Source organism: Streptomyces sp. NPDC094032 (genome assembly GCF_040303965.1).
Taxonomy (GTDB): Bacteria; Actinomycetota; Actinomycetes; order Streptomycetales; family Streptomycetaceae; genus Streptomyces.
Window position 1 is genome coordinate 14308 of the sequence record NZ_JBEOUE010000011.1, and the last position, 21881, is coordinate 36188.

A 21881-nucleotide genomic window follows, 5' to 3' on the forward strand; every position below is an offset into this window, starting at 1 on the left:
GAAAATCCGTCCGCACCCCTTGCCAACCCCCGGGGGCCGCCGGATTTACTGAACCCGGAAGATCAACCGAATGATCGGTCGTCCGTTTTACTACGGATGGCGGTTGGTACGCGAGGGCGAGGGAGTGGCGCACATGAGCGAGCTGCTGGACGCGGGCGAGCGACTCGGACGCGACGAGCTGGAGGCGCTCCAGCTGGAACGGCTGCGCGCGACCCTGCGGCACGCCTACGAGAACGTGGCGTTCTACCGGCAGGCCTTCGACCAGGCCGGGGTGCGCCCCGAGGACTGCCGCACCCTCGCCGACCTGGCCCGCTTCCCGTTCACCGCCAAGACCGATCTGCGCGAGCACTACCCCTTCGGCATGTTCGCCGTGGAGCAGTCGCGGATCCGCCGCATCCACGCCTCCAGCGGGACGACCGGCCGGCCCACCGTGGTCGGCTACACCGAGCGGGACCTGGACACCTGGGCCGACGTCGTCGCCCGCTCCATCCGCGCCGCCGGCGGCCGCCCCGGGCACAAGGTGCACGTGGCCTACGGGTACGGCCTGTTCACCGGCGGCCTCGGCGCCCACTACGGGGCCGAGCGGCTCGGCTGTACGGTGATCCCCGCCTCCGGCGGCATGACCGCCCGCCAGGTCCAGCTGATCCAGGACTTCCGGCCCGAGATCATCATGGTCACGCCCTCGTACATGCTCACCCTGCTCGACGAGTTCGAGCGCCAGGGCATCGACCCGCGGACCACCTCGCTGAAGATCGGCATCTTCGGCGCGGAGCCCTGGACCGAGGAGATGCGCCGGGAGATCGAGGAGCGCTTCGCCCTCGACGCCGTCGACATCTACGGGCTCTCGGAGGTGATGGGCCCCGGCGTGGCGCAGGAATGCGTGGAGACCAAGGACGGCCTCCACATCTGGGAGGACCATTTTCTTCCGGAAGTCGTCGACCCGATCACCGGCGAGGTGCTGCCGGACGGGGAGGAGGGCGAGCTGGTCTTCACCTCCCTGACCAAGGAGGCGATGCCGGTGATCCGCTACCGCACCCGGGACCTCACCCGGCTGCTGCCGGGCACCGCGCGGGTCTTCCGCCGCATGGAGAAGATCACCGGACGCAGCGACGACATGGTGATCCTGCGCGGGGTCAATCTCTTCCCCACCCAGATCGAGGAGATCGTCCTGCGCACCCCCGCCGTCGCCCCCCACTTCCAGCTCCGGCTCACCCGCGAGGGGCGGCTCGACGCCCTGACCGTACGGGCCGAGGCGCGCCCCGAGGCCACCCCCGACCAGCGCCGGGAGGCGGCCCGCGCCATCGCGGCGGCGGTCAAGGACGGCATCGGGGTCTCGGTGGGCGTGGAGGTGGTCGACCCGGAGACGCTGGAGCGCTCGGTGGGGAAGATCAGGCGGATCGTGGACCTCCGGAACGGCGCGTAGCCTGGAGGGAGGAGGTGGTTGCGATGCTGTCGGACTCCCCCATAGCCGCGATCATTCCGGTCAACGACATGGCCCGCGCGAAGCGCTTCTACACCGAGACCCTCGGCCTCACCGTCACCAAGGATTCGCCGCAGGACGTGATGCTGGAGACCGGCGGGACGATGATCGGCCTGTACGAGACCCCCTACGGCGGCCAGGCGCAGCACACCCTGGCGAGCTGGAAGGTGGCCGACCTCGATGCCGAGATGAAGGAGCTGCGCTCCAAGGGCGTGGCCTTCGAGGACTACGACCTGCCCGGCATCAAGACGGTCGACGGCGTGGTCGAGTCGGACGACATGCGGGGTGCCTGGTTCAAGGACAGCGAGGGCAACATCCTCTGTGTCCTGGAGACCCGCGGGGGCTGACGCCGGCCGGTCCGTCCGTCACGCGGCCCCGAAGCGGTCGCGCAGCTCGCGCTTGAGGATCTTTCCGCTGGCGTTGCGGGGCAGCTCGTCCACGAACAGCACCCTCTTGGGTGCCTTGAAGTGGGCGAGCCTCTCCCGCGCGTGCGCGAGGAGTTCGGCCTCGGTGACCTGGCCGCGCGGGACGACGAAGGCGGTGACGGCCTCGATCCAGCGCTCGTCCGGGAGGCCGACGACGGCGGTCTCGGCGACCGACGGGTGCGTGTAGAGGACGTCCTCGACCTGCCGGGAGGCGACGAGGACGCCCCCGGAGTTGATGACGTCCTTCACCCGGTCGACCACGGTGAGATAGCCCTCGGCGTCGCGCACGGCCAGGTCGCCCGAGTGGAACCAGCCGCCGCGGAACGCCGCCGCGCTCTCCTCGGGCTTGTCCCAGTAGCCGCTGCACAACTGCGGTGAGCGGTAGACGACTTCGCCGGGGGTTCCGTCGGGTGCGTCCTCGCCCTCCTCGTCGACGACCCGCGCCTCGACGTGCCGGACCGGGCGGCCGCAGGAGTCCATCCGGCCCTCGTGCTCGTCGGGGCCGAGGACGGTGGCGAGCGGGCCGATCTCGGACTGGCCGAAGCAGTTGTAGAAGCGCAGCCCGGGCAGCCGGTCGCGGAGCCGCTCCAGGACGGGTACGGGCATGATCGAGGCGCCGTAGTAGGCCTTGGCGAGGGCGGCGAGGTCACGGGTGGCGAAGCCGGGGTGGTTGGCGAGCCCGATCCAGACGGTCGGCGGGGCGAACAGGCTGTCGCAGCGGCCGGATTCGACCAGGTCGAACAGGACCGCCGGGTCGGGTCCGTCGACGATGGTGTTCTCGGCGCCCACGGCGAGGTAGGGCAGCAGGAACACGTGCATCTGCGCCGAGTGGTAGAGCGGCAGCGAGTGCACCGGCCGGTCGTCGGGGCCCAGATCGAGGGCGTCGATCGCGCTGGCGTACTCGTGGACCAGGGCCCGGTGCGTCATCATCGCGCCCTTGGGCAGGGCGGTGGTGCCCGAGGTGTAGAGCAGCTGTACGAGGTCGCCGGGGTCGCGGTCGGCGTCGTACGGCCGCGGGTCGGCGAGCCACCCGAGCAGCGAGTCCGGCGCGTCCCGTAGGGGCCGTACGGGGAAGTCCTCAGGGACGCGCCCGGCGAGCGCCGGGTCGGCGAGCACCAGCGCGCTGCCCGACTGGTGCAGGACGTAGTCGAGGTCCTCGCCGGTGAGGTGGTGGTTGACCGGCACATGGACGAGGCCCGCCCGGGCGCAGGCGAGGAACGCGATCAGATAGGCGTCCGAGTTGTGGGCGTAGGTCGCCACCCGGTCGCCCGCCGCTAGGGCGGCGCCGTCGGGGTCCCGCAGGACGGCGGCGGCCGTGGAGACGGCGGCGTCGAGCGCGGCGTAGGTCCAGGTCCGGTCCGCGTAGCGCAGCGCGGTCCGGTCGGGGACGCGGCGGGCGCTCTCGCGCAGCACGCCGTCGACGGTGAGGGTGAGCAGGTCGCGGTCGGGTCCTCGTTCCATGGAGGCAGATCCTGGGCGGGGCGCGGCCTTCGGTCAAGTACCCGGATACCGAACAGGATGTTGACAAAGCAAGCGCTCAGCTGAGTGCATGGCCCAACCCGCATGCTGTTCACGCCCGTTGGGAGGCACCTTGCACTTCCGCACTTTGTTCCCCGCCCGGTTGAGACGCCTGGCGCTGGTCGGCGCGGCGTTCGCCACCGTCACCGCCTCGCTGCCCGCCGCGGCCGTCGCCGACAGCGACGACCGGGGCCACCACCCCTCGGACCGGGGCCTGTCGGCCGTCATCCGCTACACCGAGTACGGCATCCCGCACATCGTGGCCAAGGACTACGCGAACCTCGGCTTCGGCACCGGCTGGGCGCAGGCCGCGGACCAGGTCTGCGTCCTCGCCGACGGCTTCGTGACCGTGGCGGGCGAGCGCTCGCGCTTCTTCGGCGCCGACGGCGCGCCCGACGGGTCCCTTTCGTCGGCGGCGCGGAACCTCTCCAGCGACCTGTTCTTCCAGGGCGCCAAGGACGCGGGCACCGTCGAGGCGCTGCTCGCCACACCCGCGCCGGCCGGTCCCAGCCGGCAGTCCCGGGAACTGATGCGCGGCTGGGCCGCCGGGTACAACGCGTGGCTGCGCAAGAACCGGGTCACCGACCCGGCCTGCGCCGGCGCCGACTGGGTCCGTCCGGTCACGGAGCTCGACGTGGCGCGGCGCGGCTGGGCGGTCTCCGTGCTCGGCGGCCAGGGACGTGCGGCGGACGGCATCACCGCCGCCAAGCCGCCCGCCGCCGCGCCGGGGGCCGTCGCGGGGGCCGTCGCGGGGGCCACCGCTGGAGCCACCGCTGGGGCCGTCGTGGGGGCCACCGCCTCCGCCACCCCGGACCCGGAGCACACGGCCGAGGCGGCCCGTGCCCTGTTCGCGGCCGAGAACGCCACCATGGGCTCGAACGCCGTCGCCTTCCAGGGCTCCACCACGGCGAACGGGCGCGGGCTGCTGCTCGGCAACCCGCACTACCCCTGGCAGGGCGGCCGGCGCTTCTGGCAGTCCCAGCAGACGATCCCCGGCGAGCTCAATGTCTCCGGCGCCTCCCTGCTCGGCACCGTCCCGGTCAGCATCGGCTTCAACGACAAGGTGGCCTGGAGCCACACCGTCGCCACCGGCGTGCCGCTCAGCCTGCACCAGCTCACCCTCGACCCGGCCGACCCCACCGCGTACCTGGTGGACGGCAGGCCCGAGCGGATGACGCCGCGCACGGTCACGGTCCCGGTCAAGGACGGCGCCCCCGTCACCCGTACCCAGTGGTGGACCCGGTACGGGCCGGTCGTCTCCGGGCTCGGCCCGCAACTGCCGCTCCCGTGGACGGCGACGACGGCCTTCGCCCTCAACGACCCCAACGCGGCCAATCTGCGCGCCTCCGACACCGCGCTCGGCTTCGCCCGGTCCCGCTCCACTCAGGGCCTGGCCGACACGCTGCGGCGCACACAGGGCCTGCCGTGGGTGAACACGATCGCCGCGGACTCCTCGGGCCACACCCTGTTCACCCAGGCGCAACTGCTGCCGAGGATCACCGACGAGCTGGCCCAGCGCTGCTCCACCCCGCTCGGCCGCGCCACCTACCCGGCCTCCGGGGTGGCGGTCCTCGACGGTTCGCGCGCCGACTGCGCGCTCGGCTCGGACCCGGACGCGGTGCAGCCCGGGGTCTTCGGGCCCGCGCGGATGCCGGTGCTGCGGGACGCCCCGTACGTGGAGAACTCCAACGACAGCGCCTGGCTGGCCAACGCCGAGCGTCCGGTCACCGGCTACGAGCGGATCTTCGGGACCGTCGGGACCCCGCGCTCGCTGCGCACCCGAGGCGCCGTCGAGGACGTGGCGGCCATGGCGGAGCGCGGCGGTCTGACCGTGGCCGACCTCCAGCGCCAGCAGTTCGCGGACCGCGCGCCCGCCGGCGATCTGGCGGCGGCCGACATGGCGCGGGCCTGCGCGGCGGTCCTGCCCGACGACCCGGAGCCGTGCCGGGTGCTCGGCGCCTGGGACCGCACGATGGACGCGGGCAGCCGGGGCGCGCTGCTCTTCGACCGCTTCTGGCGGAGGTTCACCGCCACGGCTCCGCAGGCCGAGCAGTGGAAGGTGCCGTTCTCGGCGGCCGATCCGGTCGCCACCCCGAACACCCTGAACACCGCCACGCCCGCCTTCGCCAAGGCGCTCACGGACGCGGTGGCCGAGCTGCGGACGGCGGGGATCGCCCTGGACGCGCCGCTGGGACAGCACCAGTTCGTGGTACGGAACGGGGTGCGGATCCCGGTGGGCGGCGGCACCGAGTCGCTGGGCGTCTGGAACAAGACGGAGCCCGTGTGGAATCCGGCGGGCGGCGGTTACACAGAAGTCGCGCACGGCACCAGCCATGTCCAGGCGGTGGGCTGGGACGGCGGGCGCTGCCCGGTGGCCCGCACCCTGCTGACGTACTCCCAGTCCTCGAACCCGCGCTCGCCGCACTACAGCGACCAGACGGCGCTGTACTCCGGCGAGCGCTGGGTGACCTCCCGCTTCTGCGAGCGGGACATCCTGCGCTCGCCGGAGCTGAGGATCGTGGTCGTCAGGGACTGAACGACAGGAACACGAAGGCGGCGAAGATCGAGAGATGGACGCCGCCCTGGAGCAGCGTGGCCCGTCCGGGCACCACGGTCAGACCGCTCACCACGGCGGTGAGCACGAGCAGCACCATGTGGAGGGGGCCCAGGCCGAGGACGAGGGGGCCGGAGAGCCAGATGGAGGCCAGCGCGATGGCCGGGATGGTCAGGCCGATGCTGGCGATGGCGGAGCCGTAGGCCAGGTTCAGGCTGGTCTGCATCCGGTCCCGGCGGGCCGCGCGCACGGCGGCGAGGGTCTCGGGGAGCAGCACCATCATGGCGATGACGACGCCCACGACGGCCTTCGGCAGGCCGGCGGACTGGACGCCGTCCTCGATGGTGGGCGAGATCAGTTTGGCGTTGCCGACGACGGCGACGAGGGCGACCACGAGCAGTCCGAGGCTGATCCACATCTCGCGGGAGCTCGGCGGGTCGGCGTGGTCGTCCTCGGACTCCTTGCCGTCCTGGCCGGGCCTGGGCACCGGCAGGAAGTAGTCGCGGTGCCGGACCGTCTGCACGCCGACGAACACCGCGTACAGGCAGAGCGAGGAGACGGCGGCGAAGGCCAGCTGGGCGGAGGAGAACTCCGGGCCGGGCTGGCTGGTGGTGAAGGTCGGCAGGACCAGCGTCATCGTCGCGAGGGTGCAGACGGTGGCGAGCGCGCCGCCGGATCCCTCGGCGTTGAAGACGGCGACGCGGTTGCGCAGCGCGCCGACCAGCAGCGACACGCCGACGATGCCGTTGCAGGTGATCATCACGGCGGCGAAGACCGTGTCCCGGGCGTACGTGGAGGTCTTCTCGCCGCCGCCGGCCATCAGGGCGACGATCAGTCCGACCTCGATGACGGTGACGGCGACCGCGAGGACGAGTGACCCGTAGGGCTCGCCGACCCGGTGGGCGATCACCTCGGCGTGGTGGACGGCGGCGAGCACCGCGGCGAAGAGGCAGGCCGTGATGAGGGCCACCGCGAAGCCGGGCAGGTCGCGTCCCCAGCCGAGGGCGAGACCCACCGCGGCGACGATCGGCCCCCAGGTGGTCCATTGTCGTGTCAGTGCTGCCGTGCTCGAACTCATGCCCTGAATCCTGCCATAAAGGGAGGATCGTCCTCCGTGCGCCGCGTGCTCGCACATCTGACAGGAGGTCAGGCTCCGTCACAGCGCGCGGTCGTGGCCCTCCCAGTACGGATCGCGGAGCCGGCGCTTGTACAGCTTGCCGTTGGGATCGCGGGGCATGACCGTGATGAAGTCCACGGACTTGGGACGTTTGTATCCGGCGAGACGGCTCTCGCAGTGGGCCAGGATCTCGGCGGCGAGCTCCGGTCCCGGCTCGTGGCCCTCCGCCGCCTCGACGACCGCCTTGACCTCCTCGCCCCAGTCGGCGTGCGGGATGCCGAAGGCGGCGGCGTCGGCGACGGCCGGGTGGGCGAGGAGCGCGGCCTCGATCTCGGCGGGGTAGATGTTCACACCGCCCGAGATGATCATGTCGATCTTGCGGTCGCGGAGGAAGAGGTAGCCGTCCTCGTCGAGGACGCCGAGGTCGCCGACGGTGAAGAAGTCCCCGATGCGGCTCGACGCCGTCTTGGCCTCGTCGCCGTGGTAGCGGAAGGCGCCGGTGCTCATCTTCATGTAGACGGTGCCGAGCTGCCCCGGCGGCAGCCTGACGCCGTCGTCGTCGAAGATCGCGAGTTCGCTGATCGGCCAGGCCCGGCCGACGGTGCCGGGCTTCTTCAGCCAGTCCTCGGCGGTCGCGAAGGCGCCGCCGCCCTCGCTGGCCGCGTAGTACTCCTCGACGCACTGGCCCCACCAGGCGATCATCGCCCGCTTGACGTGATCGGGGCAGGGCGCGGCGCCGTGGATGGCGTGCCGCATGGAGGAGACGTCGTAGCGGTTCCTGGTCTCCTCGGGCAGCGCGAGCAGCCGGTGGAACTGGGTGGGCACCATGTGGGTGTGGGTGCAGCGGTGGGCGTCGATGAGCCGCAGCATCTCCTCGGGGGTCCACTTGTCCATGAGGACGAGCGGGTGCCCGATGTGCAGGGCGGCGCCCGCGAACTGGAGCACGGCCGTGTGGTAGAGCGGCGAGCAGACCAGGTGGACGTTGCCGTCGAAGGGGCGGATGCCGAAGATGCCGAGGAAGCCGCCGAGGTAGGTCTCCTCGGGCAGCTTGCCGGGCAGCGGGCGGCGGATGCCGCGGGGCCTTCCGGTGGTGCCCGAGGTGTAGTTCATCACCCAGCCGAGGGTGCGGTCGGCGGGCGCCGACTCGGGCCGCCCGTCGAGGAGTTCGGCGTACGGGCGGAAGCCGGGGAGCTCGCCGACCCCGTACCGGTGGCTCGCGGGCAGCCCCGCCTCGTCGGCGGCCTGGCCGGCGGCCTCGGCGAAGCGCTCGTGGGCGATCAGGACCTTGGCGCCGGAGTCGGAGACGATCCAGGCGATCTCGGGGCCGACCAGGTGGTGGTTGACCGGCACGAGGTAGAAGCCGGCCTGGGCGGCGGCGAGGTAGGCGGTGAGGAAGGGGACCCCGTTGGGCAGGACGACGGCGAAGGCGTCGCCGCGCTCCATCCCGGCCGCGCGCAGCCCGTGGACGAGCCGGTTGGCGTCGGCGAGCAGGCGTCCCGCGGTCCATTTCTCGCCGTCGGGGGCGATCAGGACCGTGCGATCGGGTTCGGCGGCGGCCTGGGACCAAAATCCGTTCGGCATCTCCGTCACTGCGCGCTCCTTCCGGCGATGCGGTTGATCCGGTCGATGGCCTTCTCGAAGCCGCTGGTCAGCTCGTCGAAGACCTGCTGGACGCTGCGCTCGGTGTTCATCCGGCCGACGATCTGGCCGACGGGCGTGCCGAGCAGCGGCGCCACCTCGTACTTCTGGATCCGGGAGACGGCCTCGGCGACGAGCAGCCCCTGGAGCGGCATGGGCAGCGTGCCGGGTCCGGCGGGGTCGTCCCAGGCGTCGGTCCACTCGGTACGGAGCTGGCGGGCGGGCTTGCCGGTCAGGGCGCGGGAGCGGACGGTGTCGCCGGAGCCCGCGGCGAGCAGCTTGGCGGTGAGGGCGCGGGAGTGCATCTCGGCCTCGGTGGTGGTGAGCCAGAGGGAGCCGAGCCAGACGCCCTGGGCGCCGAGGGCGAGCCCGGCGGCGATCTGCTCGCCGCTGCCGATGCCGCCGGCGGCGAGGACGGGCAGCGGGGAGACGGCCTCGACGACCTCGGGGGTGAGGACCATGGAGGCGATCTCGCCGGTGTGGCCGCCCGCCTCGTACCCCTGGGCGACGACGACGTCGATGCCGGCGTCGGCGTGGTGGCGGGCGTGCCGGGCGCTGCCGGCGAGGGCGGCGACGAGGACGCCGTGGGAGTGGGCGCGCTCGACGACGTCGGCGGGCGGCGAGCCGAGGGCGTTGGCCAGGAGTTTGATGGGGTAGTCGAAGGCGACGTCCAGCTGGCTGCGGGCGACCTGTTCCATCCAGCCGGTGATGCGCCAGCCGGAGGCCTCGCCCTCGGCGAGTTCGGGGACGCCGTGTTTGGCGAGGGTGTCGCGGACGAACGCGCGATGCCCCTCGGGGATCATCGCCTCGACGTCGGCCTCGCTGACCCCGTCGACCTTCTTCGCGGGCATGACGACGTCGAGGCCGTAGGGCAGCCCGTCGGTGTGCTCCTGCATCCAGTCGAGATCGCGGGCGAGGTCCTCGGGGGCGGTGTAGCGGACCGCGCCGAGGACGCCGAACCCGCCGGCTCTGGTGATGGCGGCGGCCACCGCGGGGAAGGGCGTGAAGCCGAAGATGGCGTGCTCGATCCCCAGGGTGCGACTCAGCTCCGTCTGCATGGGCGGCAGGATGCCGCAGTGGTCCCGCCGAGGGAAGAGATTTTCTGATGCAGTGTCAGATTCTTTGGGATGCCGCGTCCTTCCCGTGCGCGCCCCACCTCCGGTAGGAAAGTTTCAGATCTTGCCGGAGTGGCCGAAGTTTTCTTTCAGGGTGCGGTAGGAGAGGGTGGGCATGACGGAGGAGTCGAGTCGAGGGAGCCGGGGTCCGAGCCGTCGCGCGTTCGGCGGCGGAGCCCTCGCCCTGGGAGGTGCGCTGATGATCGGTACGGTGCCGGGGGCGTCGGCCACGCCCGGCCCGGGGTCGGGCGGCTGGGGCGTGGGCGACGGGGGTGCGGGCGACGGGGGCCCCGAGGCCGGTCGCGCCCGGCGCACCACCCTGCGGCACGGCTCCGCCGAACGCGCCGGGCTCCTCCCCGACCACCTGGACCGGCTGGTCACCGACGCCGAGTCGTACCTCCGCCCCTCCCCCAAGCACCCCTGGTACGCGGGCGCGGTGCTGCTGGCCGGGCGGGGCGGGACGGTCGCGCTGCACCGGCCGATCGGGATGGCGGTGCGCTATGCGGCGTACGACGAGAAGACCGACACCGGCGTCGAGCTGCCGGCCGACCGGCAGATCCCGATGGCCGAGGACACCGTCTTCGACCTGGCCTCGGTCTCCAAGCTGTTCACCTCGATCCTGGCGGTGCGGCAGATCGAGCGGGGCGCGCTGGTCCTGGAGGAGCGGGTCACGGCGTACCTCCCGGAGTTCGGGGGCGGCGGGAAGCGGGACATCACGGTCCGTCAGCTGCTGACCCACACCTCCGGCTTCCGCGCCTGGATCCCGCTCTACAAGGAGCCGACGCGGGAGGGGCGGCTGCGGCTGCTGTGGAACGAGGTGCCGGCGAATCCGCCGGGCACGGTCTATCTCTACTCCGACCTCAACCTGATCACGCTCCAGCTCATCCTGGAGGAGATCACCGGTCACACTCTGGACGCACTGCTCCAAACCGAGATCACCGCTCCACTCGGGATGCACCGCACTCGTTTCAATCCCCCGCTCTCCTGGCGCCCCTCGATCGCCGCCACGGAGGACGCCCGGGCGCCCTGGTCCGGGCTCGACCGCGGGATGGTGTGGGGCGAGGTCCACGACGAGAACGCGTACGGCATGGGCGGGGTCGCCGGTCACGCCGGGGTGTTCTCCACCGCCTGGGACCTCGCCGTCCTCGCCCGCACCCTGCTCAACGGCGGGGCGTACGGCGACGCGCGCATCCTCTCCCCGGCATCGGTGGAGCTGATGTTCACGGACTTCAACACCGCGTTCCCCGGCGACGAGCACGGCCTCGGCTTCGAGCTCTACCAGCACTGGTACATGGGCGCGCTGGCCACCCCGCGCACCGCGGGCCACACCGGCTTCACGGGCACCAGTCTGGTCCTGGACCCCACCACGGACTCCTTCCTCATCGTCCTCGGCAACTCCGTCCACCCCGTGCGCACCTGGCGCTCCGGCTCCGCCCCGCGCGTCGCCGCCGCCGACCACCTGGCGCGCGCCGTACCGGTCCGCCCGGCGCGCGGGCGCACGGCGTGGTTCTCCGGCATGGCGAGCGACACCACCGCCACCCTCACCCTGCCCGCCGTCCCGGGCGCCGCCCGCCTCACCTGCGCGCTCTGGTGGGACACCGAGCCCGGCACCGACGCCGCCCACCTGGAGACCTCCCCCGACGGCGGCACCACCTGGCACCCCCTGCCCTTCACCACCACGGCCGGCCCCCACCCCACGGGCACGGCGACCGGCTGGTCCGGCCGCACCTGGCACACCGTCACAGCGGACCTCGCCACGCCGCAGCCCCCCGTCCACCTCCGCTGGCGCTACACGACGGACCGCCGCTACGTCGGCCGGGGCGTGTACGTGGACACCCTCCGCCTCCTGGACACCTCCGGGCGCCCCCTCTTCGACGAGGCGCGCCCGGCGGACGGGGCGCGGATCGAGGCGGCGGGGTGGGTGCGGGCGGAGGACTAGAGCGGGTCCGGCCCGCGCGCCGGATCAGGCCTACGGCCGCCCCGCCGCCTCGCGCAGGGCCATGAGCACCGGGTGGATCAGCGGGTGGTCCTCGGCGCCCCGGCGGACCGCGGCGAAGACGCGGCGGGTGGGGGCCACGCCGTCCACCGGGCGGACGACCACGCCGGTGAGGTCGGTGCCGCGCAGGGCCGAGCGGGGGACCAGGGCGACGCCCGCGCCCGCCGCGGCGAGGGCGACGACCGCGCGGAAGTCGTCGGAGACATGCGCGAAGGCCGGGGCGAAGCCGGCGTATTCGCAGGCCAGGACGGTGACGTCGTGGCAGGGGTTGCCGGCGGACTGGCCGATCCAGGAGGCCTTGGCCAGGTCGGCGAGGGCGATCAGATCGTGGCCGGCGAGCGGGTGGAGCGGGGGGAGGACCGCGTCGAAGGGTTCCGCGTAGAGCGGGACGCGGGTCAGGCGGGCGTCGTCCTCGCCGGGCGCGCCGCGGTACTCGACGGCGACCGCCACGTCCACCTGCCGGTCCAGGACCATCAGCAGGCTCTCGTCGCCCTCGGCGTCCTGGACCCGGACCCGGATGCCGGGCGAGGTGGCGGCGAGGGAGCCGATGGCGGGGGCGACGACCAGGCCGATGCCGGTGGCGAACGCGGCCACCGTCACCGTACCGGCCTCGCCAGAGCCGTACGCGGCGAGCTCGGCCTCGGCCCGTTCCAGCTGGGCCAGGACGGCGTTGGCGTGGCTCAGCAGGATCTCGCCGGCCGGGGTGAGCCGGGCGCCCCGGGCGTTGCGGTCCACCAGCCGGTGGCCGGTCTCCTGCTCCAGGGCGGCGAGCTGCTGGGAGACCGCGGAGGGGGTGAGGTAGAGCGCGGCGGCAGCCGCCGTGACGGTACGGTGGTCGGCCACCGCCCGGAGGATGTGCAGCCGCCGCGCTTCGATCATGCCCCTAGTTTCGCAGGGCGTCCCGGGCCTCGACGAACGCGTCCACCGCGCGGTGCACGTCGTCCGTGGAGTGGGCGGCCGACAGCTGCACGCGGATACGGGCGGCGCCCTGCGGTACGACCGGGTACGAGAAGCCGATCACGTACACCCCGCGCTCCAGGAGGAGCTCGGCCATCCGGCCCGCCTCGGCGGCGTCGCCGATCATGACCGGGGCGATGGCGTGGTCGCCGGGGAGGATGTCGAAGCCCGCCTCGGTCATACGGGAGCGGAACAGCGCCGTGTTGGCGTTGAGGCGCTCGCGCAGGTCTCCGGCGGACTCCAGCAGGTCGAGGACCTTGAGGGAGGCGGCGGCGATGACCGGGGCGAGGGTGTTGGAGAACAGGTACGGGCGCGAACGCTGGCGCAGCAGGGCGACGATCTCGGCGCGGGCCGCGACGTAGCCGCCGGAGGCGCCGCCGAGTGCCTTGCCGAGGGTGCCGGTGATGATGTCGACGCGGTCCATCACGCCGTGCAGCTCGGGGGTGCCGCGGCCGCCGGGGCCGACGAAGCCGACGGCGTGCGAGTCGTCGACCATGACCATGGCGTCGTAGCGCTCGGCCAGGTCGCAGATCTCGTCGAGCGGGGCGACGTAGCCGTCCATGGAGAAGACGCCGTCGGTGACGATCAGCTTGCGCCGCGCGCCGCCCTCGTCCGCCGCCTTCAGCTGCTGCTCCAGGTCGGCCATGTCGCGGTTGGCGTAACGGAAGCGGCGGGCCTTGGAGAGGCGGATGCCGTCGATGATCGAGGCGTGGTTGAGGGCGTCGGAGATGACGGCGTCCTCGGGGCCGAGGATCGTCTCGAAGACGCCGCCGTTGGCGTCGAAGCAGGACGAGTAGAGGATCGTGTCCTCCTGGCCCAGGAAGGAGGACAGCCGCGCCTCCAGCTCCTTGTGCACCTCCTGGGTGCCGCAGATGAAGCGGACGGAGGCCATGCCGTAGCCCCAGCGGTCCAGCGCCTCGTGGGCGGCGGCGATCACCTCGGGGTGGTCGGCGAGGCCCAGGTAGTTGTTGGCGCAGAAGTTGAGCACCTCGCCGGGGCGGCCGCCCGAGGTGACCGCGACGGTCGCGTTCTGGGGGGTGCCGATGACCCGCTCGGGCTTGTGGAGGCCGGCCTGCTTGATCTCTTCGAGGGTGGCGAGGAGGTCGTCGCGTACGGAATCGAACATGGAGTGCAGCTCCTGAAGGTCTACGGGAGGACGTCGGTCCGGGGTCAGACGGTCCAGTCGAGGATGATCTTGCCGCCCTTGCCGGAGGCGGCGTCGTCGAACGCGGCCTCGAAGTCGGTGTAGGCGTAGCGGCCGGTGATCACCGGGGCGAGGTCCAGACCGCCCTCCAGCAGCACGGACATGGCGTACCAGGTCTCGAACATCTCGCGGCCGTAGATCCCCTTGATGGTGATCATGGACGTGACGATCTTCGCCCAGTCGACGGAGAAGTCCTCGCTGGGCAGCCCGAGCATGGCGATCTTGCCGCCGTTGGTCATGTTGGCGACCATGTCGCGCATCGCGCGCGGGTTGCCGGACATCTCCAGGCCGACGTCGAAGCCCTCCTTGAGGCCGAGGATGCGCTGGCCGTCGGCGATGGTCTGCTCGGCGACGTTCAGGGCGAGCGAGACGCCCGTCTTGCGGGCCAGGGCGAGGCGCTCCTCGCTCACGTCGGTGATGACCACATGGCGCGCGCCGGCGTGCTTGGCGACCGCGGCGGCCATGATGCCGATCGGGCCCGCGCCGGTGACCAGCACGTCCTCGCCCACGAGCGGGAAGGACAGCGCGGTGTGGACGGCGTTGCCGAAGGGGTCGAAGATCGCGGCCACGTCGAGGTCGACGTCGACGCGGTGCACCCAGACGTTGGACGCGGGCAGGGCCACGTACTCGGCGAACGCGCCGTCCCGGCCGACGCCGAGGCCGACGGTGGCGCGGCACAGGTGACGGCGGCCGGCCAGACAGTTGCGGCACTTGCCGCAGACCAGGTGGCCCTCGCCGCTGACCAGGTCGCCGACGGCGATGTCCGCGACGTCGCGGCCGGTCTCGACGACCTCGCCGACGAACTCGTGCCCGAGGGTCAGCGGCGTGGCGATGGTCTTCTGCGCCCAGCCGTCCCAGGAGCGGATGTGCAGGTCGGTCCCGCAGATCCCGGTCCGCTTGACCTTGATCAGTACGTCACCCGGACCGATCTCGGGCTCGGGAACGTCCATGAGCCAGAGTCCCGGCTCCGCCTTCTGCTTGACCAGCGCCTTCAATGTCACGGCTCCCGACGTACGCGTCCTGTGATGTGCGGGTCCGGGCGCGGCGAAGCACCCAAGATCCCTGGAAGAGAATCTTCCGTACCTGGAGCCCATGGTCCATCGAGGATTTCTTAAGCGCACTCGCAGATCAGCTTCACGCCGCCGGTGGAGGCCGCCTCCGCGTCAACCCCGCGCGCCCGCGCGACCCCCCGGCCCCTCCAGTACCGCCATCGCCGCGTTGTGTCCTGGCACCCCGCTCACCCCGCCGCCGCGGACCGCGCCCGCGCCGCACAGCAGGACGTTGGCGTGCGCGGTCTCCACCCCCCAGCGGCCGTCGCCCTCCACCCCGTACGGGAAGGAGAGATCGCGGTGGAAGATGTGCCCGCCGGGCAGCCGCAGCTCCCGTTCGAGGTCGAGCGGGCTCTTCGCCTCGATGCAGGGGCGGCCGTCGGCGTCGCGGGCCAGGCAGTCGGCGAGCGGCTCGTCGAGGCAGGCGTCGAGCTGGTCCAGGGTGGCCTTCAGGAGCGTCTCGCGGGCGCCGTCGGGATCGGCCGCGAACAGCCGGGCGGGCGCGTGGAGTCCGAACAGGGTGAGCGTCTGGTAGCCGCGGGCGGCGGCCTCCGGGCCGAGGATGCTCGGGTCCGTCAGGGTGTGGCAGTAGATCTCGGCGGGCGGGGCGGCGGGCAGCCGGCCGCTCGCGGCCTCGGCGTACGCGGTCGCCAACTGCCGGTAGCCCTCGGCGATGTGGAAGGTGCCGGCGAACGCCTCGCGGGGGTCGACGGCGCGGTCGCGGAGCCTCGGAAGCCGGGTGAGCACCATGTTGACCTTGAGCTGGGCGCCCTCGGCCGGTGGCGGGGCCGGGTCGCCGAGGAGCGCGGCGAGGGCCTGCGGGGAGGCGTTCACGAGGACGTGCCCGGCCCCGACGACGCCCTCGCCGTCGGCGGTGCGGTACGAGACCTCGGCGCGGGCGCCGTCGGTGTCGATCCGGGTGGCCTCGTGCCCCGTGAGGATCGTGGCCCCGGCCGAACGGGCCGCGTCGGCGAGGGCGTCGGTGAGGGCGCCCATGCCGCCGACGGGCACGTCCCAGTCGCCGGTGCCGCCGCCGATGACGTGGTAGAGGAAGCAGCGGTTCTGGAGGAGGGAGGGGTCGTGGGCGTCGGCGAAGGTGCCGATCAGGGCGTCGGTGAGGACCACCCCGCGCACCAGGTCGTCCGCGAAGGCCCGCTCCACGGCGGCGCCGATCGGCTGCTCGAAGAGCATCTCCCAGGTCGCGTCGTCGTCGACCCGGGCGCGCAGCCCCGCCCGGTCGGGCAGCGGCTCGGTGAGCGTCGGGAAGATCCGCCGCGCGGCCCGCTCCGTGCGCCCGTAGAACGCGCGCCACGCCTCGTACTCCCGGTCCGAGCCGGTGAGCGCCGCGAAGGAGGCCCGGGTGCGGTCCCCGTCGCCGCCGACGAGCAGACCGGAGTCGCCGTACGGGGTGTACGAGGAGACGGACCGCTTCCGGACGGCGAAGCGCAGCCCGAGCTCACGGACGATCTTCTCCGGCAGGAGCGAGACGAGGTACGAGTAGCGGGACAGGCGGACGTCCACCCCGGCGAACGGCCGGGTGGAGACGGCGGCCCCGCCCGTGGAGCCGAGCCGTTCGAGGACGAGGACGCGGCGTCCCGCGCGGGCGAGGTAGGCGGCGGCGACGAGGCCGTTGTGCCCGCCGCCCACGATGACGGCGTCGTACGAGCGCTGTGCGGTCATGCCCCTTGCTAGCACCTCCGGGGGCGGTGCGAACAGAGGGCGGCCGCCGGTGACCGCCCTCTGCGCTACCGGTGGTCGCCGCGCCCCCTGCGGTCCCCGCGCTCCCGGCAATGGGCCTCGTCCGCGCGGGCCGCGAGGGTGTCGGGGTGGGCGGCGCCCAGGGTGCGGGTGCGGGTCTCCGCGACGTGGCGGTACTCGTCCAGGGCCTCGTCGTGGCGGCCCAGCCAGCCCAGGCCGATGGCGATCTCGCGGCGGCTGACGAGCGTGTCGGGATGGTCGGGCCCCAGCACCTGGGCGCGCAGCCCGCACACCGCGCGGGCCTCGGCCAGGGCCTCCTCCCACCGGCCGAGCCGGCCCAGGCTCACGCCGAGGCCGTGCCGGGCCCGCAGCGTCTCCGGGTGCTCGGGCCCGACCGCCCGGGCGCGGGCCCCGGCGAGCTCCCGGTAGAGCCCGGCGGCCTCCTCCGCGCGCCCGAGCCGCCCGAGGCAGATGCCCGCCTCGTAACGGGCGGCGAGCGTGTCGGCGTGGTCCGCGCCGAGAGCGGCGGCACGGGCGTCGGCCACCTCGCGGTACTGGGTCAGCGCGTCCGCCCAGCGCCCGAGCCGGCCGAGGAGGTGGGCCACCTCGTGCCGGGTGGCGAGCGTGTCGGGGTGGGCGGCGCCCAGGAGCCGGGCGCGGGCGTCGGCGACCTCGCGGGCCGTCGCGTACGCCTCCGGCAGCCGGCCGAGACGGCCGAGCGTGAAGGCCAGGTTGTGCCGGCAGCGCAGGGTGTCGGGGTGCTCCTGGCCCATGGTGCGCTCGCGCGCGTCGAGCACCGCCGCGTACACGGAGTGCGCCTCGGCGTGGCGGCCGAGCCCGCCGAGGACGTACGCCGTCTCCTGGCGCGCGGCGAGGGTGTCGGCGTGGTCGGTGCCGAGGGTGCGGGCGCGCCCCTCGGAGACCCCGCCGAACTCGCGCAGCGCGTCGGCGTGACGGGCCGAGCGGGCGAGGGCGAAGGCCAGTTCGTAGCGGCTGGCCAGAGTGTCGGGGTGGTCGGCGCCCAGGACCCGGCCCCGGTCCCGTACCACCGTCCGGTGCACCTCGGCGGCCTCGTCCCAGCGCCCGAGCCGCCCGAGCCCGAGCCCGGCGCGGTGCCGCCCGGCGAGGACGGCGAGGAGCTCGGACGCGGGGACGGGGGCGGGGGCGGAGGCGGGCAGGGGGAAGGGGAGGGGGCCGGTGCCCGGCAGGGTGCTGTGGTCGTGGCCGGGGGCGGAGGTCTGCGCGGAGGCCGGGGGCGGACTCTCGACGGACGCGGACGCGGACACGGCCCCGGGAAGGTGCGGGCGCGGGGGCACGACCGTGCCCGTCGCCGGGCTCCCCAGCGGTCCGGGCATCGCCGTGGTGGCCCGGGTCCACTCCCCCGTCAGCGCCGACGCCGGGTCGTACGCGGCCGTGGGCGCCGCCACGAAGGTGGTGGTCGCCCGGCGGCCGGTGGTGATCCCGCCCGCCCAGCCGGGGAGGGCGCGCGGCGGGGGCGGGGCGGTGCGGCCCGGGGCGAGCCGGGCGCGGATCTCGGTGGCGTCCGACGGGCGGGCCTCCGGTGCCTTGGCCAGCAGGTCGAGGACAAGCAGGTCGAGGGCGGCCGGCAGTTCGGGGCGGTGACTGCGCAGGGGCGCGGGCGTGGTGTCCCGGTGGCCGACCAGGACGGCCCAGGTGTCCTCCAGGTCGAAGGGCGGGACGCCGGTGGCGATCTCGTACAGCACACAGCCCAGCGAGTACAGGTCGCTGCGGTGGTCGATCTCGCCTCCGCCGCCGATCTGTTCGGGCGACATGTAGTGCGGGGTGCCCATGGCGATGCCGGTGCCGGTGAGGCGCGAGGTGATGCCCGTCTCGGCGGCGAATCGCGCTATCCCGAAGTCGCAGATCTTCACGGCCCCGTCGCCGAGCCGCACGATGTTGGCGGGCTTCAGGTCGCGGTGCACCACGCCCTGGCGGTGGGTGTAGGCGAGCGCGTCGGCGACCTGCCCGGCGATCTCGACGACCTCGTCGACGGGGAGCGGGTCCTTGCCGTTGTCGCCGAGCAGCTGGCTCAGATTGCGCCCGTCGAGCAGCTCCATGACGAGGAAGAGCACGCCGTCGGACTCGCCGAAGTCGTGCACGACGGTGATCCCCCGGTGCTGGAGCGCGGCGGCGACCCGCGCCTCGCGGCGGAAGCGCTCGCGCAGCACCGTGAGCGCCGCCGGGTCGCGCTGCGGGCCGAGCGGCCGGAGGCACTTGACCGCGACGCGCCGGCCGAGCGCCTCGTCGGTCGCCCGCCAGACCTCGCCCATGCCGCCGCGGCCGATCACCTCGTGCAGCCGGTACCGGCCCTGGATCAGCCTGGTCTCCGCCATCGCGTGCTGTCGCCCCCGTTTGCCCCGTGGCCGTGCCCCTCCGGGCCCGGCCGGTCCAGTATGGCGGCCTCGGCGCGCAGACTGTACGGCGCGGGTCGGGTGTCCTCGCCGAGCCGCTCCATCGCCCGCAGGATGTGCCGCGGGGGCAGCCGCCAGCGGAGCCTGTCCGGCAGGCAGCGCAGCAGATTGGCCGTGGCGGTGAGCCGGTGCGTGACGGTCTCCGGGGGCGGCGCGGGCCGCCCGTACAGCTCATGGGCGTACGGAGGCAGGGAGTCGTACGCGAGTGCTGCCACGCGCCGCCAGACCGCCTCGCGCGCGGGCACGAGCGCGGGCGTGACGGGCGGCGCGCGCAGGAAGTCGTCGACCACCCGCGCGTCCTCGCCCGCGGCCAGCGCGGGGCGGACGCCGTCGAAGTAGCGCCGTAGCCCGTCGACCGTCCCGGGCACGGTGTCCGGGTCGAGCCCCACGAGCCGGGCGGCGACGCGCTGCTCGTCCACGTACCGGTCGGCCTGGGCGTCGGTGAGGGGGATGCCGGAGCGGCGTACGACGTGGAGGTACGAGTCGATCTCGGCGCAGTGCACCCAGAGCAGCAGCTCGGGGGCGTCCACGCCGAGCAGCCGGTGGATCTTCCGCACCCGGGCCCCGGCGGCCTCGGCCGCCTCCGTGGTGCCGTAGCTGAGCGTGCCGACGAAGCGGGCGGTGCGCAGCAGGCGGCCCCAGGCGTCCTCGCGGAAGTCGCTGTGGGCCATCACGCCGCGGATGGCGGCGGGGTGCAGCGCCTGGAGGTACAGGGCGCGCACCCCGCCGATCCACATCACGGGGTCGCCGTGCAGCTGCCAGGTGACCGACCGGGGGCCGAAGAGTCCGGGGTCGGCGCCCGGAGTCGTACCGGTGGCTCGCATGGATTCAGGCTAGGCGGGCCGGCCCCCGGGGTCGACGGGTCAGCGCCAGATCGCCTGGACGGAGTCGAACTGGACCCAGGTGATCGGGTTGCCCGCGTTGCCGCCGTAGACCGTGACCGAGCCCGCCGGGTTGATCTCGAAGCGGCAGGAGTTGATGCCCTGGCTGTTGTTGCGGGGCGCGGTGGCGCGCACGTACCAGGTCGGGCGGGCGAGGGCGGCCGGCAGCGTGGCGATCTTCATGTCTGCGGTGAAGGAGCCGGTGACCTGGCCGCGGGCCTGGAGGAAGGTGGTGCCCGCGATCGTGACGAGGCGGACCTGCGGGGTCGCCCCGGCGGTCGCGGTGACGGTGGGCTCCAGGACGAGATCGGTCCACTCGCCGGCCTCGACGCCACCGGGGGCGGCGGCCGCGGGGGCGGCGGTGACGAGCCCGCCGACGGTGAGCGCGGCGGGCAGGGCGAGGGCGGCGCCGAGGATACTGCGGCGGTTCTGGGAGGTCTGGGACATGTGAGTGCTCCTGTGGGTGACGGGGCGGGGCGGGCGGGACGGCGGGGCTGAGTGGCGGGGCTGGGCCTGGGTGACGGCCTGGCCCGGCTCTAGCGCCAGGCGGCGCTGAAGCTGTCGAGCTGGGCCCAGGTGATGGCGTTGCCCGTACGCCCGCCGAACAGGCGCAGTTCGCGGTCGGTCCCGGCCTCGACGCGGGCGACGCAGTAGCCGCCGTCGTTGTTGCGCGGCACGTTGGCGCGGGCGGTCACGCTCGGGGTGAGGGAGTCGGGCAGGTGCCCGATGACCGTGTCGGCGTCGAAGCTGCCCTTGACCCCGCCGCTCAGCTGGAGCGTGGTGGTGCCCGCGATGCTGATCAGGCGGCCCCGGGGGGCGTTCTGGTCGACGCTCACCCCGGCCGCGAGGGTGATCGGCTGCCAGTCGGTGAGCACCTTGACGCCGTCGGTCTCGGGGGCCCCGGAGAGCGTCACGATGGTGCAGGTGCGCGGGCCGGGGTCCTCGCAGGCGAAGCCGAAGTGGAGCTGCGGGACGCCGCCGCGGACGGAGACGGCCATGCCCTCGGGCTCGCGGTACTCCAGGCCGGGCGCCGCCACGCTGAACTGCCGGTCGAGCAGGTTGCCGGTGGCCCAGTCGAAGGCGGTGAGGTACGTGTTGCCCGGCAGCGGGTTGGTGGCCGAGTAGGCCTCGCCCTGGAGCGTGTACAGGACGCCGGCGTGGGAGGCATAGCCCTGGAACACGGCGCTCGGCAGGGCGGGGGTGAGCCGCTGGACCGGCTCCCACACTCCGGCCGCGGCCTTGGCGAGGTCGTAGCGCTGCCAGTGGGTCCCGTTCAGGGAGAAGCGAAGGACGAGTTCGCCCGTGCCGCGGTCGATGGTGGGGGTGATGAAGCGGGCCGCCGGGTCGGGCGTGTACGGCGTGGTGTGCCGGGTGGTGCCGTAGGTGACGACGTCCCCGTCGGCGTAGGTGAAGCTGGTGACGGCGCTGCCGTAGCCCTCGTTCTTCGAGTTGGGAAGGGACGCGGTCTCGGTCCAGAGCCAGATGGTCCCGTCGCGGTTCTCCACGCCGAGGCTGACACCGTGGCCGAAGCCGCGCAGGTACATGTGCCCGGACAGCTCACCGGCTTCGGTGAGGCGGGTGAGGCACAGGTCGCCGTTGGTCTTGCGGGTGTCGTACGGAACGGGCGCGGACTCGCCGGGCAGTTGGACCCTGTCCTCCATGACCTGGAGCACGAAGATGTCACCGGACACGGGGTCGATGCCGAACGACTGCATGACCGTGCCGTTCCAGAGCGGGCGGCGGTGGAGCAGCTTGCCCACCGGGCCCGCGATGTCTATCTGTCCTGCGATGGTGACGCTCAACGGCACGGCTCCTCG

General features: G+C 73.4%; 16 protein-coding genes. 4 read left to right on the plus strand and 12 right to left on the minus strand.

What is annotated here, in order from left to right:
* The first annotated feature begins 133 nt into the window (after positions 1-133).
* Together paaK and ABTZ54_RS17345 are read left to right on the plus strand one after the other, a co-directional pair.
* Positions 134-1423 carry a phenylacetate--CoA ligase PaaK gene (gene paaK, locus ABTZ54_RS17340; RefSeq protein WP_351663743.1) on the plus strand — a complete coding sequence of 430 codons (1290 nt, stop codon included), beginning with the start codon at positions 134-136 and terminating at the stop codon, positions 1421-1423.
* 23 nt (positions 1424-1446) lie between these two features.
* Positions 1447-1827, plus strand: coding sequence for a VOC family protein (locus ABTZ54_RS17345; RefSeq protein WP_351663745.1), 381 nt, complete (start codon positions 1447-1449; stop codon positions 1825-1827).
* 18 nt (positions 1828-1845) lie between these two features.
* Here ABTZ54_RS17345 and ABTZ54_RS17350 read toward each other — a convergent pair whose 3' ends face one another.
* Positions 1846-3366, minus strand: a complete 1521-nt coding sequence (locus ABTZ54_RS17350; RefSeq protein WP_351663747.1) for a fatty acyl-CoA synthetase — start codon at positions 3364-3366, stop codon at positions 1846-1848.
* Positions 3367-3454: 88 nt separating this feature from the next.
* On the opposite strand from ABTZ54_RS17350, the gene ABTZ54_RS17355 reads away from it, so the two are divergent.
* Positions 3455-5959 (plus strand): penicillin acylase family protein, encoded by a 2505-nt coding sequence (locus ABTZ54_RS17355; RefSeq protein ID WP_351663749.1) that lies wholly within the window; start codon positions 3455-3457, stop codon positions 5957-5959.
* Here ABTZ54_RS17355 and ABTZ54_RS17360 read toward each other — a convergent pair.
* From ABTZ54_RS17360 to ABTZ54_RS17370, 3 genes are all read right to left on the minus strand, one after another.
* A complete protein-coding gene (locus ABTZ54_RS17360; protein ID WP_351663751.1) occupies positions 5949-7055 on the minus strand; it encodes a calcium:cation antiporter in 1107 nt (368 codons plus the stop codon). The genes ABTZ54_RS17355 and ABTZ54_RS17360 overlap by 11 nt on opposite strands.
* 78 nt (positions 7056-7133) lie before the next feature.
* The gene (locus ABTZ54_RS17365; protein WP_351664249.1) at positions 7134-8675 is read right to left on the minus strand and encodes an acyl-CoA synthetase; all 1542 of its coding nucleotides are present in this window, start codon (positions 8673-8675) and stop codon (positions 7134-7136) included.
* Between the two features lie 5 nt (positions 8676-8680).
* Positions 8681-9790, minus strand: a complete 1110-nt coding sequence (locus ABTZ54_RS17370; RefSeq protein ID WP_351663753.1) for an NAD(P)H-dependent flavin oxidoreductase — start codon at positions 9788-9790, stop codon at positions 8681-8683.
* A 172-nt stretch (positions 9791-9962) separates the two neighbouring features.
* Between ABTZ54_RS17370 and ABTZ54_RS17375 the strand changes: the two genes are divergently transcribed.
* A complete protein-coding gene (locus tag ABTZ54_RS17375; protein WP_351663755.1) occupies positions 9963-11786 on the plus strand; it encodes a serine hydrolase domain-containing protein in 1824 nt (607 codons plus the stop codon).
* Positions 11787-11816: 30 nt separating this feature from the next.
* Here ABTZ54_RS17375 and ABTZ54_RS17380 read toward each other — a convergent pair whose 3' ends face one another.
* The 8 genes from ABTZ54_RS17380 to ABTZ54_RS17415 all read right to left on the minus strand — a co-directional run bounded on the left by ABTZ54_RS17380 (position 11817) and on the right by ABTZ54_RS17415 (position 21866).
* On the minus strand, positions 11817-12722 hold the full coding sequence (locus ABTZ54_RS17380; RefSeq protein ID WP_351663757.1) for a LysR family transcriptional regulator: 906 nt from the start codon (positions 12720-12722) through the stop codon (positions 11817-11819).
* Between the two features lie 4 nt (positions 12723-12726).
* On the minus strand, positions 12727-13926 hold the full coding sequence (locus ABTZ54_RS17385) for a glycine C-acetyltransferase (RefSeq protein ID WP_351663759.1): 1200 nt from the start codon (positions 13924-13926) through the stop codon (positions 12727-12729).
* Between the two features lie 44 nt (positions 13927-13970).
* Positions 13971-14999, minus strand: coding sequence for an L-threonine 3-dehydrogenase (gene tdh / locus ABTZ54_RS17390; RefSeq protein WP_351664251.1), 1029 nt, complete (start codon positions 14997-14999; stop codon positions 13971-13973).
* 168 nt (positions 15000-15167) lie between these two features.
* Positions 15168-16733: a phytoene desaturase family protein gene (locus tag ABTZ54_RS17395; RefSeq protein WP_351663761.1), complete on the minus strand. Its 1566-nt coding sequence runs from the start codon at positions 16731-16733 to the stop codon at positions 15168-15170.
* A 65-nt stretch (positions 16734-16798) separates the two neighbouring features.
* Entirely contained in the window at positions 16799-19105 is a 2307-nt protein-coding gene (locus ABTZ54_RS17400; RefSeq protein WP_351663763.1) for a serine/threonine-protein kinase, read from the minus strand.
* The gene (locus ABTZ54_RS17405; protein ID WP_351663765.1) at positions 19087-20007 is read right to left on the minus strand and encodes an oxygenase MpaB family protein; all 921 of its coding nucleotides are present in this window, start codon (positions 20005-20007) and stop codon (positions 19087-19089) included. Before ABTZ54_RS17405 ends, ABTZ54_RS17400 begins: the two co-directional genes overlap by 19 nt.
* Positions 20008-20046: 39 nt before the next feature.
* A complete protein-coding gene (locus tag ABTZ54_RS17410; RefSeq protein WP_351663778.1) occupies positions 20047-20511 on the minus strand; it encodes a hypothetical protein in 465 nt (154 codons plus the stop codon).
* A gap of 89 nt (positions 20512-20600) precedes the next feature.
* Positions 20601-21866, minus strand: coding sequence for a phage baseplate protein (locus ABTZ54_RS17415; protein WP_351663780.1), 1266 nt, complete (start codon positions 21864-21866; stop codon positions 20601-20603).
* Positions 21867-21881: the final 15 nt, after the last annotated feature.

Coding starts and splice junctions, on each gene's coding strand:
- ABTZ54_RS17405 (WP_351663765.1), bottom strand. CDS start 20,007: ATGCGAGCCACCGGTACGACTCCGGGCGCCGACCCCGGACTCTTCGGC.
- ABTZ54_RS17350 (WP_351663747.1), bottom strand. CDS start 3,366: ATGGAACGAGGACCCGACCGCGACCTGCTCACCCTCACCGTCGACGGC.
- ABTZ54_RS17395 (WP_351663761.1), bottom strand. CDS start 16,733: ATGACCGCACAGCGCTCGTACGACGCCGTCATCGTGGGCGGCGGGCAC.
- ABTZ54_RS17360 (WP_351663751.1), bottom strand. CDS start 7,055: ATGAGTTCGAGCACGGCAGCACTGACACGACAATGGACCACCTGGGGG.
- ABTZ54_RS17355 (WP_351663749.1), top strand. CDS start 3,455: ATGGCCCAACCCGCATGCTGTTCACGCCCGTTGGGAGGCACCTTGCAC.
- paaK (WP_351663743.1), top strand. CDS start 134: ATGAGCGAGCTGCTGGACGCGGGCGAGCGACTCGGACGCGACGAGCTG.
- ABTZ54_RS17385 (WP_351663759.1), bottom strand. CDS start 13,926: ATGTTCGATTCCGTACGCGACGACCTCCTCGCCACCCTCGAAGAGATC.
- ABTZ54_RS17375 (WP_351663755.1), top strand. CDS start 9,963: ATGACGGAGGAGTCGAGTCGAGGGAGCCGGGGTCCGAGCCGTCGCGCG.
- ABTZ54_RS17370 (WP_351663753.1), bottom strand. CDS start 9,790: ATGCAGACGGAGCTGAGTCGCACCCTGGGGATCGAGCACGCCATCTTC.
- ABTZ54_RS17400 (WP_351663763.1), bottom strand. CDS start 19,105: ATGGCGGAGACCAGGCTGATCCAGGGCCGGTACCGGCTGCACGAGGTG.
- ABTZ54_RS17365 (WP_351664249.1), bottom strand. CDS start 8,675: ATGCCGAACGGATTTTGGTCCCAGGCCGCCGCCGAACCCGATCGCACG.
- ABTZ54_RS17410 (WP_351663778.1), bottom strand. CDS start 20,511: ATGTCCCAGACCTCCCAGAACCGCCGCAGTATCCTCGGCGCCGCCCTC.
- ABTZ54_RS17345 (WP_351663745.1), top strand. CDS start 1,447: ATGCTGTCGGACTCCCCCATAGCCGCGATCATTCCGGTCAACGACATG.
- ABTZ54_RS17380 (WP_351663757.1), bottom strand. CDS start 12,722: ATGATCGAAGCGCGGCGGCTGCACATCCTCCGGGCGGTGGCCGACCAC.